General features: G+C 66.5%; 11 protein-coding genes. 8 read left to right on the forward strand and 3 right to left on the reverse strand.

Annotated features, from left to right (window positions below):
• Both ABYB95_RS10080 and ABYB95_RS10085 read left to right on the forward strand, forming a co-directional pair.
• Positions 1-1,266 (forward strand): glutamine synthetase family protein (locus ABYB95_RS10080; RefSeq protein ID WP_372658354.1); only part of this gene is annotated, 1,266 nt, incomplete at its 5' end.
• Positions 1,267-1,317: 51 nt separating this feature from the next.
• The gene (locus ABYB95_RS10085; RefSeq protein ID WP_372658355.1) at positions 1,318-1,644 is read left to right on the forward strand and encodes a 2Fe-2S iron-sulfur cluster-binding protein; all 327 of its coding nucleotides are present in this window, start codon (positions 1,318-1,320) and stop codon (positions 1,642-1,644) included.
• A gap of 16 nt (positions 1,645-1,660) precedes the next feature.
• On the opposite strand, the gene ABYB95_RS10090 is transcribed toward ABYB95_RS10085, so the two are convergent.
• Positions 1,661-2,107: a MarR family winged helix-turn-helix transcriptional regulator gene (locus tag ABYB95_RS10090; RefSeq protein ID WP_372658357.1), complete on the reverse strand. Its 447-nt coding sequence runs from the start codon at positions 2,105-2,107 to the stop codon at positions 1,661-1,663.
• A gap of 150 nt (positions 2,108-2,257) precedes the next feature.
• Between ABYB95_RS10090 and ABYB95_RS10095 the strand changes: the two genes are divergently transcribed.
• From ABYB95_RS10095 to ABYB95_RS10120, 6 genes are all read left to right on the forward strand, one after another.
• Positions 2,258-3,460 (forward strand): 3-hydroxybenzoate 6-monooxygenase, encoded by a 1,203-nt coding sequence (locus ABYB95_RS10095; protein WP_372658358.1) that lies wholly within the window; start codon positions 2,258-2,260, stop codon positions 3,458-3,460.
• Between the two features lie 4 nt (positions 3,461-3,464).
• The gene (gtdA, locus tag ABYB95_RS10100) at positions 3,465-4,541 is read left to right on the forward strand and encodes a gentisate 1,2-dioxygenase (protein WP_372658359.1); all 1,077 of its coding nucleotides are present in this window, start codon (positions 3,465-3,467) and stop codon (positions 4,539-4,541) included.
• Positions 4,534-5,235: a fumarylacetoacetate hydrolase family protein gene (locus tag ABYB95_RS10105; protein ID WP_372658360.1), complete on the forward strand. Its 702-nt coding sequence runs from the start codon at positions 4,534-4,536 to the stop codon at positions 5,233-5,235. The genes gtdA and ABYB95_RS10105 overlap by 8 nt, the downstream gene beginning before the upstream one ends.
• 163 nt (positions 5,236-5,398) lie before the next feature.
• On the forward strand, positions 5,399-6,445 hold the full coding sequence (locus ABYB95_RS10110) for a TRAP transporter substrate-binding protein (protein ID WP_372658362.1): 1,047 nt from the start codon (positions 5,399-5,401) through the stop codon (positions 6,443-6,445).
• 105 nt (positions 6,446-6,550) lie between these two features.
• Complete coding sequence (locus ABYB95_RS10115) at positions 6,551-7,105, forward strand: NUDIX hydrolase (protein WP_372658363.1); 555 nt, start codon at positions 6,551-6,553, stop codon at positions 7,103-7,105.
• A 50-nt stretch (positions 7,106-7,155) separates the two neighbouring features.
• Positions 7,156-8,349 carry an MFS transporter gene (locus tag ABYB95_RS10120; protein ID WP_372658364.1) on the forward strand — a complete coding sequence of 398 codons (1,194 nt, stop codon included), beginning with the start codon at positions 7,156-7,158 and terminating at the stop codon, positions 8,347-8,349.
• A 6-nt stretch (positions 8,350-8,355) separates the two neighbouring features.
• On the opposite strand, the gene ABYB95_RS10125 is transcribed toward ABYB95_RS10120, so the two are convergent.
• Both ABYB95_RS10125 and ABYB95_RS10130 read right to left on the reverse strand, forming a co-directional pair.
• A complete protein-coding gene (locus ABYB95_RS10125; RefSeq protein ID WP_372658365.1) occupies positions 8,356-9,444 on the reverse strand; it encodes a hypothetical protein in 1,089 nt (362 codons plus the stop codon).
• Positions 9,435-10,527: glycosyltransferase family 4 protein (locus tag ABYB95_RS10130; protein ID WP_372658367.1), on the reverse strand; the 1,093-nt coding region annotated here is incomplete at its 5' end. The genes ABYB95_RS10130 and ABYB95_RS10125, both read right to left, overlap by 10 nt.

The raw sequence follows: 10,527 nt of genomic DNA on the forward strand, positions 1-10,527 counted from the left end.
AAGGACACCGCCGACCGCACCGCCTGGAAGGTGTTTGAACCTGGTGGGTCGGCCGACCTGCCCGGCTTTGCCGGCGCTGGCAATCTGATGCTGTTGCCCGATCCCAGCAGCTTCCAGGTGCTGCCCTGGGCCGAACACACCGGGTGGTTGCGTTGCCAGCCCTGGTACCCGGATGGTCAGCCGGTGCTGCTGGACACGCGCCGCCTGCTGCAACAGGCGCTGGCCCGGTTGGGCACAGCCGGCTACGGACTGAAGACCGGACTGGAGGTCGAATTCCACATTTACCGCATCACCAACACCCGTCCCCAACTCGACCCCGAACTGGCCGCCTGGCCCGGCTTGCCGCCCGAGGTGGAGATGATCCACCCCGGCTACAACCTGCAGGCCGAGGCCATGAGCGATATGGCCGACGAGCCGATGCGCATCGTGCAACGCACCGCGCAGGCGCTGGGCCTGCCCCTGCAGTCGCTGGAGATCGAACTCGGCCCCAGCCAGGTCGAAGCCGTGTTCGATGCCACCGATGCTCTGACCGCCGCCGACCAGATGGTGCGCTTTCGCAATGGCGTGCGCCAGGCCTTGCGCCGCGCCGGCTACCACGCCAGCTTCGTCTGCCGCCCGCCGTTCCCGCACATCATGTCCAGCGGCTGGCACCTGCACCAGTCGCTGGTGGATTTGACAACCGGCGACAACGCCTTTGTACGCGCAACGCCCGCACCCGGCAGCACGCCAGCAGACGCGCGACACAGCTTGTCGGACGTCGGCGCGCACTACCTCGCCGGACTGCTGGCCCACGCCCGCGCCATGACGCCTTTGTGCACCCCCACGGTCAACGGCTTTGCCCGCTTTCGTCCCAACGCCCTGGCACCGCAATCGGTGCTCTGGGGCCAGGACAACCGGGGCGCCATGTTGCGCGTGGTGGGTTCGGCGGGCGACCCGGCGACCCGGATCGAGAACCGCATCGGCGAACCGGCCGCCAACCCCTATCTCTACATGGCCTCGCAAATCCACGCCGGACTCGATGGCATGGAACGCGCACTCACGCCGCCGCCCGCCTGCGAAGCACCCTACGCCGAGGGCGGCGAAAAAATCCCGAACAACTTGGGCGACGCCTTGCAGGCGCTGCGCGAAGACGCGGTGCTGGGCAAGGCCCTGGGGCCCGACTTTGTGCACTACTTTTGCCGCATCAAACAAAGCGAAATCGAACGCCACGACGCGGCGATCGACAAGACCGACTTTGAACGGCGCGAGTACTTCGCCCGCACCTGAACCCAAGCCCCCCCCCTGCACCCAGAGCAACACCCAGATCGTCAGCCCGCCATGAGCATCCACATCCGCTTCATTTCTCCCGATCAATCCACGCAAGAGCTTCGCGCAAAGCCCGGCCAAAGCCTGATGCAGGCAGCGGTGGAAGCGGGCATCCAGGGCATCGCAGCCGATTGCGGTGGCACCCTGATTTGTTCCACCTGCCACGTCATGCTGGCAGAGCCGTGGGCCAGCCGTCTGCCCGCGCCCGAACCGGACGAGCGAGACATGCTCGCCTTCACATCCGCTCCACAGCAAACCGGCAGCCGCCTGAGCTGCCAGATCCAGCTCACCCCAGAACTCGACGGTCTGGAAGTGCAGCTGCCGCCCTCACAACACTGAGGCCAGTGCGCCGCGCTCAATCGGCCACGGCATCCTCATGGCCCTGCACCAGGCGGCCCAGCAAGCCCATCAACTGGGCTTGCTCGTCGGGCGACAGCGGCGCCAACAAGCGCTGCTGCGTCCTGCCCACACCGCGCTTCATGCCGGCCACCACCTGCTCGCCCTCGGGCGTCACCCACAGCAGCTTGCGGCGCCGGTCCTGCTCATCGGCCTCGCGCCGCACCCAGCCCTTGGCCTCCAGCCGGCCAATCACCGAGCCCGAGGTGGCCGCGTCAAACGCCACCCGGTTGGCCAGCGTCACCTGGTCGACGCCCGGCGTGTCCATGACCGTGTTGAGAATCGCAAACTGCACCGGCGTGACATCGAACGCCACCAGCTCTTCCATGAAGATGCCGACCGAAATCTGGTGGGCGCGGCGGATGAGGTGCCCGGGCGCCTGGCGGAATTGATAGCTTTTAACCATGGGCGGAGTTTACCGACCCAGGGCCCACGCGCCGTGGTGTAAACCCTGTTGCGCGTCCACATTTAATATGTATACTTATTAAATCGACAGCGAAGCGTCCAGGCCCCGATCCGACCGGGCACCACCCGGCAAGCCCGAAGGAGACAACACATGACACAACCCATCACCCTCCCCATCGTCATCGCAGGCGGTGGCATCGGCGGCCTAGCGGCGGCTTTGGTACTCGCCCGCGACGGCCACCAAATCACGGTGTTGGAGCAATCCAGCGCCTTTGGTGAAATCGGTGCCGGCATCCAGCTCGGCCCCAACATCTTCAAGATGTTCGAACACCTGGGTCTGACCCAGGCGGTGAGCGAGGTCGCCTTCTTCCCGCCGGGCCTGGGCATGAACGACGTGCGCACCGGCGAAGAGGTGGTGCACGTGCCCTTGGGCGACGCGGCCCGCACCGCCTACGGCTACCCCTATGGCGTGATCTACCGCGCCGACCTGCACACCGTGCTGCTCCAGCAATGCCAGGCGCTGCCCAACGTGAGCCTGCGCACCGAAGCCAAACTCATCGCGTTTGAAAACCAGGGCAAGGGTGTGAAGCTGCGGCTGGAGAACGGCGAAACCCTGGAAGCTGCGGCCCTGATCGGTGCCGACGGCATCTGGAGCAAGGTGCGCGAAACCATCGTGGGCGACGGCAAGCCCCGCGTGTCCGGTCACATTGCCTACCGCGCCGTGCTCAAGCGCGAAGAGGTGCCCGCGCATTTGTGGAACGACGATGTGCTGCTCTGGGGTGGCGAAAAAACCCACCTGGTGCACTACCCCTTGCGGCGTGGCGAGCTGTTCAATCTGGTGGCGGTGTTCCACAGCGACAAATACGACGAAGGCTGGAACACCTTTGGCGACGTGGAAGAGCTCAACACCCGCTTCGCCCAGGCGGTGCCGCAGGTTCGAGAGTTGCTGGGCAAGATCGAGACCTGGAAAATGTGGGTGCTGTGCGACCGCGACCCGGTCAAGAACTGGACCCTGGACCGCGCCACCTTGCTCGGCGACGCCGCGCACCCCATGCTGCAATACCTGGCGCAAGGCGCCGGGCAGGCGATCGAAGACGCGGTGGTGCTGGGCGCTGCGCTGCGCCGCTGGGGCCACGACGTGCCGCAGGCGCTGCAGCGCTACCAGCAGGCGCGCTACCTGCGCACCGCCCGTGTGCAACTCACGTCCCGCCTCTATGGCGACATCTACCACGCCGCCGGCGTCACCCGCGAATTGCGCAACCAGTTGTTCCAGAGCGGCCACGAATCGGCCGGGTTCACAGGCCTGCAATGGATGTACAAAGGCATAGACCCGCTGAACCCGTTCCAGGAGTGAGACCATGAACGCCGTCATGAAACCCGCCAGCGACCGCCAGCACCTCTACGAGGCCATGTCGCCCTTGCACCTCACGCCACTGTGGGAGGTGTTGCATGCCCTGGTACCGATGCAACCGCGCTCGCGCTGCGTGCCGGCGCTCTGGCGCTACGACGCGGTGCGCCCCCACCTCATGCGTGCGGGCGAATTGATCACCGCCGAAGAGGCCGTGCGCCGCGTGCTGATCCTGGAAAACCCGTCGCTGCGTGGCCAGTCCTGCATCACACCCGGTCTGTACGCCGGCCTGCAATTGATCCTGCCCGGCGAAGTGGCACCCGCCCACCGCCACACCCAGAGCGCACTGCGTTTCGTGGTCGAGGGGCGTGGCGCCTACACCGCCGTGGACGGCGAGCGCACCACCATGGAGCCGGGCGACTTCATCATCACCCCCAGCTGGACCTGGCACGACCACGGCAGCGAGGCCGATGGCCCGGTGGTCTGGCTCGATGGTCTGGACATTCCCCTGGTGCAGTTTCTGGAAGCCGGCTTTGCCGAAAACGCAGCCACCGCCACCCAGTCGGTGACGCGGGCCGAGGGCACCAGCACCCACCGCTACGGTGCCAATATGCTGCCGGTGCGCTACGACGCGCCCTTTGGCGCCACCTCGCCCATCTTCAGCTACCCCTATGCGCGCACCCGCGAAGCCCTGTTGGCTCTGGAGCGCGACGCACCCATCGACGCCTGGGACGGCGTGAAGCTGCGCTATGTGAACCCGGCCAGCGGTGGCTCGCCCATGCCCACCATGGCCACCTTCATGCAACGCCTGCCCGCCGGGTTCAACGGCCTGCCCTGGCGCCAGACCGATGGCACGGTGTTCAACGTGGTCGAAGGCATGGGACGGGTGAGCCTCGAACGGGGCGAACCGGGCACGGCGCCCGAAACCTGGTCTTTTGACTTCGGCCCGCGCGACACTTTTGTGATCCCCTCGTGGCACACTGCCCGCTTTCAAAGCGATGGCGGCTGCGTGCTGTTCAGTTATTCCGACCGTCCGGTGCAACAAGCACTGGGCTTGCATAGAGAAGAAAGGATTTCCCATGTCTGAATCGTTTGCCTTTGCCCCACCCGCCGTGGTGTCCGTGCCCGTGCTGGGCCATACCGAGCGTTTCCCGGTGCACCGCATCTATTGCGTGGGCCGCAACTACGAAGAACACGCCAAGGAAATGGGCTTCACCGGCCGCGAGCCACCGTTCTTCTTTCTGAAACCCGCCGACGCCATCGTGGTGGCCGAAGCCGGCCAGACGGCGAGCATCCCCTACCCCAGCCTGACCAAAAACCTGCACCACGAAATCGAATTGGTGGTGGCCATCGGCAAGGGTGGTCGCAACATCCGCGCGCAAGACGCCGCCCAGCACATCTACGGTTACGCCGTGGGTCTGGACATGACACGCCGCGACCTGCAAAGCGACATGAAGAAGCAGGGTCGCCCCTGGTGCATCGGCAAGGCCTACGACCAATCGGCCCCCATTGGGCCCATCACGGTGGCCGCCGACGCCGGCGCCATCAACGAAGCCGGGATCTGGATACAGGTCAACGGCACCGACCGCCAGCGCAGCAACGTAGCCAAGCTGATCTGGAACGTGGCAGAAACCATCGAAGTTCTGTCCGCCGCCTGGGAACTGCAGGCCGGCGATCTGATCTACACCGGCACGCCAGAAGGTGTGGCGGCGGTGGTGCAAGGCGACACCATGGTGGGCGGCGTGGACGGATTGACGTCCATCTCGGTGCAAGTGGCCTGAGCCCTGCTTAATAAGCAAGCTTATTAAAAAAACAAGGTGTTTTGCACGGTCATTTCGGCACATTGTGCGGGTTTGACCTGTCACCCTTTCCACGAAATACCGTTACGGTTGGTGGTTGCTACCCAACCGTACATTTTTTGATCGACCACAGGAGAATTCATCCATGATCCAGCGCAGAAAACTGATCCAGTCCTCGGCCGCCATCGCTTTTGGCGCACCCGCGCTGGTGGGCTTTGCCCAGCAAAGCGTCACGCTCAAGTTCCACACCTTCATGTCGCCACAGTCCAATGTGTGGCTCAACATGCACAAGGCCTGGATGGACAAAGTCAGCGAAGACTCCAACGGCCGCATCAAGTTTGAAGCCTACCCCGCCATGCAGCTCGGCGGCTCGCCGGTGCAGCTCTACGACCAGGTCAAAGACGGTCTGGTCGACGTGGTGTGGACCCTGCCGGGCAATACCCCGGGCCGCTTTCCCCGCATCGAGGTGTTCGAGCTGCCGTTCATGATGAACGACGCCGAAGCCACCTCCAAGGCGTATTGGGAATATGTGCAGACCGTGGCGCAAGACGAATTCCGCGAGGTGCATCCCCTGGCCCTGCAAGTGCACGGCCCGGGCATGTTCCACATGCGCAACAAGCTTGTCAAAACCGCCGAAGACCTGGTGGGCTCCAAGGTGCGCGGCCCTACCCGCCAGATCACCAAGATGCTGGGCTACCTGGGCGCCACGCCGGTGGGCATGCCTTTGCCACAAATCCCCGACGCGCTCTCCAAAGGCGTGATCGACGGCTGCGCCATTCCATGGGAAGTGGTTCCTGCCGTCAAGGTGCAAGAACTCACCAAGTTCCACAGCGAGTTCGCGCCTGCGGGCGGTGCGCTCTACACCACCACCTTTGTGATGGCCATGAACAAGGCCAAGTACCAATCGCTCGCGCCCGACCTCAAGGCCGTGATCGACAAGAACTCCGGTCTGGCCACCTCGGGCTGGCTGGGCAAGGTGCAGCAGCAGGGCGACGTGGCCGGCCGCAAATCGGCGGTCGACGCGGGCAACACCATCCACACCATTTCGGCCGCAGACGCCCAGGACTTCAAGCGCAAGGCGCGCCTGGTCGAAGTCGAGTGGATGCAGGAAATGGACAAGCGCGGCTTCAACGGCAAGCAGCTGTTTGAAACCGCCAAGGCCTTGATTGCCAAGCACGGCAAAAAGGCCTGAGACACTGGCCGCGTGTCGCGCACGCCACAGCAAGAGAACGGGCCCAGAGGCCCGTTTTTTTTGAGCGCCATTGGGGGCGACACAACGGCCCGCTAAACTCCTGCCATGTTCCGCGAACCCATCAAACATTGCCGCCAGTGTGGCACCGCCGTCGAGATCCGCCTGCCCGACGACGGCGACACCCGGCCCCGCGCCATCTGCCCGGCCTGCCACACGGTGCACTACGAAAATCCGCTGAACGTGGTGGGCACGGTGCCGGTCTGGGGCGAAACGGGTGAACAAGTGCTGCTGTGCAAGCGCAACATCGAACCCCGTCTGGGCAAGTGGACCTTGCCCGCCGGTTTTCTCGAACTGGGGGAAACCACCGCCGAGGGTGCCGCGCGCGAAACCGATGAAGAAGCCGGTGCCCAATACGAAATGGGCCCCTTGTTCACCTTGATGAACGTGGCCCGTGTGGGCCAGGTGCACATGTACTACCGCGCCCGCCTGCTCAGCGAGCGCTTCGACCCCGGCTTCGAAACGCAGGAAGCGCGGCTGTTCACCGAAGACCAGATCCCCTGGGACGAGATCGCCTTTCGCACCGTCAAGGAAACGCTGGAGCACTACTTTGCCGACCGGCGCGCCGGCCGGTTCGGTTTTCACGCTTTCGACATCGCCTGAACGGGCCCCCGGCGCACGTTCTCGCCGATGCGCCACTCGGACCACCACCCATGATCCAGGGCTGGCCACTGGTGCTGCGCCTGGGTAGCGCGCAGACCCTGGCGTGGGCTTCAACCTACTACCTGCCCGCCATCATCGCGCCGGCCATGGCACAAGACCTTGGGCTGCCGGTGTCCAGGATCTGGCTGGCCTTCAGTCTGGCCCTGGTGGTCTCGGCTTTGCTGGGCCCGCTGGCCGGGCGCAACATCGACCGCTGGGGCGGCCGACCGGTGCTGATCCTGAGCAGCGGCCTCTTTGCCGCCGGGCTTCTGGGCTTGTCTGCGGCGCGCGGGTCGACCGGCTTGGTGCTGGCCTGGCTGTTGCTCGGTGTGGCCATGGGCGGTGGGCTCTACGAAGCGGCGTTCGCGGCACTGGTGCGCCTGCAAGGCCTGGGTGCGCGAGCCTCCATCACCGGCATCACCCTGGTGGCCGGCTTCGCCAGTACCGTGGGCTGGCCGCTGAGCAGCTTGCTGCAGGCCGAATTCGGCTGGCGCTGGACCTGTGTCGCCTGGGCGGTACTGCACCTGCTGGTGGGCCTGCCCCTCAACGCCGGGCTGCCGCGCGCCGAGCAGGTGGGTGCGCCGCTGCCAGCCGCCACGCCGAACGGCACGGCACCCGCCCCGTCCACGAGCACCGCTCCCGCGCCGCCACACCGCTGGACCGCCCCCCTGCTCTCTTTCGTGTTTGCCGTGGCCTGGTTCAACAGCACCGCCATGGCCGCCCACCTGCCCCGGCTGCTGATGGCCAGCGGCCTGACGCTGGCCGCTGCCGTGGGGGTGGCCGCCCTGGTGGGTCCGGCCCAGGTCGCGGGGCGCCTGCTGGAGTTTGGCGTGCTGCGCCGGTGGCACCCGCTGCTATCGGCCCGGCTGGCCACCGTGACGCACCCACTGGGGGTGTTGGTGCTGGTGGTCGTGGGTCCGGCTGCAGCGCCCGTCTTTGCCCTGTTGCACGGCGCCGGCAACGGCATCCTCACCATTGCAAAAGGCACGCTGCCGCTGCTGTTCTACGGGCCGCAAGGCTACGGCCTGCGCCAGGGTCTGATCATGGCGCCGGGCCGCTTTCTGCAAGCCTTTGCGCCGCTGGTGTTCGGCGCCGGCCTGGAGCGCTGGGGCAACGGCGCGTTCTGGATCACCGGCACGCTGGCGGCGGGCGCCTGGCTGGCCCTGATGGCACTGCACGCGCCAGGGCACCGGCCTGGCAGCTGAGCGGTGTCAACCGCCGGCGCGCTGCAGCAAGGCCCAGGCACGCTCGTGGAACCACCGGGCGCGGGCCACGCGTTTCCAGAATATGGGGAACACGTCTTGCAGCGGCAGCACTTCGGCGCAGTCGATCCGCTGCTGGTCCACGGCGCGGTACAAAGCGTCGAGCATTAGCAAATACGATTGCGCCACACTGTCTTGCCAGAACGCCATGCCGCCAGGTGCGTGGGCCGGCAGAAAGGCCAGGGTGTCGGCGCGCGCACCTTCCACCCCTGCCGAAGGCGGCAGCAGCACCTGCCCGATGCGTTGCAGGCAGCGCCGGTACTGGTGGATGGACACCGGGTTGATGCGGTCGCCGTCGTCGCCGCTGAAGCGGCGCGCTGTGCTCTCCAGCAGGCTGCCGGTGTTCTCCAACTGGGTCACCAGGGCGTCCAGCGGCTGGTCGTCCCAGGGGTGGTGTATCGCACCTTGTGCACCAAAAGACAATGCGCGCCGCAGCCCGTCCTCTTGCACCAGCAGCGTCAGGGTATGGTCCGGTCCCGCAGCCAGGCGGTAGCCCCGCGCCTGCACGCCGTCGGTCAGCGTGGTGTCGATCAGCGCGGTGCCCATGTGCATGGCGTCCGCCTGCAGCCAGCGCCACAACTGCGTTTGCTGCGCCTCGCGCAGATGGGCCTCGCCCACCACGCTGGTCTCTAGGCCACAAGCGGCCAGCATGGGCGCCAGCACCGGTGCCCATGCGCAGTTGCCGGGCCAGAATGCCCGTGGCCGGGCACGCAGCAAACGCCACTTGATGCCCAGATCGGCTTCGATCTGCTGGCGCAAATAGTGCGGCGGAATCAGAAAAGGGCAGACCTCGTGGAAGCTGGTGGCCATCAATTCGACGGTGCCACGCGCGATCAACTCCGACAGCAGACGCAGACTGTCTTCAAAGCGGCCTTCCATGTGCGCCAGCATGCCCCCGGTGAGCGCCAGGCCCACGGCTGCACCGCTGCGGTGGTGGGCATCGAACAGCAAGTCCAGGCTCTCGCGCTCCGCCAGATCCACCTCGCGCGGCTCGGCGCAAGGCGGCAGGTGGTAATACCAACCCAGCGTCAACGACATACCGACCTCGGGCGCTCTGTGGTGGCTGACGTCTCCATCAACTCCAACAAGCCCTGCACATGGCGCTCCCAGGAAAAGTCGGCGGCACGTGCCGACACCGCCGGCCCCAGCTCGCGCAGCCGCTGGGGCGATGCCGCCAGGGCAGCGAGCCGCACCACCAGGGCGTCCACATCGGCCACCGGCGTGCCCAGCAGCGGTGCCAGCGCAGCGCCCCACAGCTCGGGCAAGGCGCCCACCGAAAAGCCGATGCTCGGGCGGCCCGAGGCCATGGCCTCCAGCACGGCCAGACCAAAGGTTTCGTACAGCGAGGTGCTCACCAGCACCTGGTGGCTGTCGTACAGGCGCCAGATCGCGTCGTGCCCCTGTGGCGCGGAAAAAGCCACCAGCGCCTCCACCCCGTGGCGCCGGGCCAGCTCCTGCAATCGGGCGGTGTCCGAGCCGGCCACCAGCGAGAGCCGGACACCGGCATGGTCTTGCGCCAGGCGGCGCAGGGCTTCGAACAGAAAGTGGTAGCCCTTTTGTTCGGTGGCCCGCCCCACCGCCAGCAAGCGCAGCGGGCCGCTCGGCATGGGCTCGGGCGAGCCGGGCCGTGCCACGCCCAGAGGCAGCACCACCAGCTTGCCGTGGGCCAGGTTGTGCGTGATGTTCAGCGCGTGCGCGGCAAACGCCGACGGCACCACCACCCGGTGCGCGAGGTTGACCAGCCCCGCTTCCAGTACCTGGTGGATTTCGTCGCTCACCGGCTTGTCGAAATAGGTGAAACCGGCAAACACCGGCAGGTGGCAGGCCGCCAGCAGCAGTGCCCGGGGGGCACGCGCCAACAAGGCCGCCGCCACGGGCGCCAGCGCATAGTCCTGCACGTAAATCACCAGTTCCTCGTCTGCCCGCCACTGCGCCGCCAGGGCCACGGCGATGGTCTCGGCGGCCTGGACCAGTCGGCGCCGGTCGCGCGCTGTGGGGGTCTCCAGCAGCGCCTGCCGATAGCCCAGGTCCGCCGTCCAGACCGGGGGGCCGGCGCGGTGTTCGAGCGCCAGCCGATCCGTCATCGCCCCCACCGTGGGCGCCGCATAGGTGGGCACCAGC

The organism is Hydrogenophaga sp. (genome assembly GCF_041633695.1).
In the GTDB taxonomy this organism is placed as follows: domain Bacteria; phylum Pseudomonadota; class Gammaproteobacteria; order Burkholderiales; family Burkholderiaceae_C; genus Hydrogenophaga.

Excerpts from the sequence above, each read along its gene's own strand:
- ABYB95_RS10120 (WP_372658364.1), top strand. The coding sequence starts at position 7,156 with ATGATCCAGGGCTGGCCACTGGTGCTGCGCCTGGGTAGCGCGCAGACC.
- ABYB95_RS10125 (WP_372658365.1), bottom strand. The coding sequence starts at position 9,444 with ATGTCGTTGACGCTGGGTTGGTATTACCACCTGCCGCCTTGCGCCGAG.
- ABYB95_RS10090 (WP_372658357.1), bottom strand. The coding sequence starts at position 2,107 with ATGGTTAAAAGCTATCAATTCCGCCAGGCGCCCGGGCACCTCATCCGC.
- ABYB95_RS10110 (WP_372658362.1), top strand. The coding sequence starts at position 5,399 with ATGATCCAGCGCAGAAAACTGATCCAGTCCTCGGCCGCCATCGCTTTT.
- ABYB95_RS10085 (WP_372658355.1), top strand. The coding sequence starts at position 1,318 with ATGAGCATCCACATCCGCTTCATTTCTCCCGATCAATCCACGCAAGAG.
- gtdA (WP_372658359.1), top strand. The coding sequence starts at position 3,465 with ATGAACGCCGTCATGAAACCCGCCAGCGACCGCCAGCACCTCTACGAG.
- ABYB95_RS10095 (WP_372658358.1), top strand. The coding sequence starts at position 2,258 with ATGACACAACCCATCACCCTCCCCATCGTCATCGCAGGCGGTGGCATC.
- ABYB95_RS10115 (WP_372658363.1), top strand. The coding sequence starts at position 6,551 with ATGTTCCGCGAACCCATCAAACATTGCCGCCAGTGTGGCACCGCCGTC.
- ABYB95_RS10105 (WP_372658360.1), top strand. The coding sequence starts at position 4,534 with ATGTCTGAATCGTTTGCCTTTGCCCCACCCGCCGTGGTGTCCGTGCCC.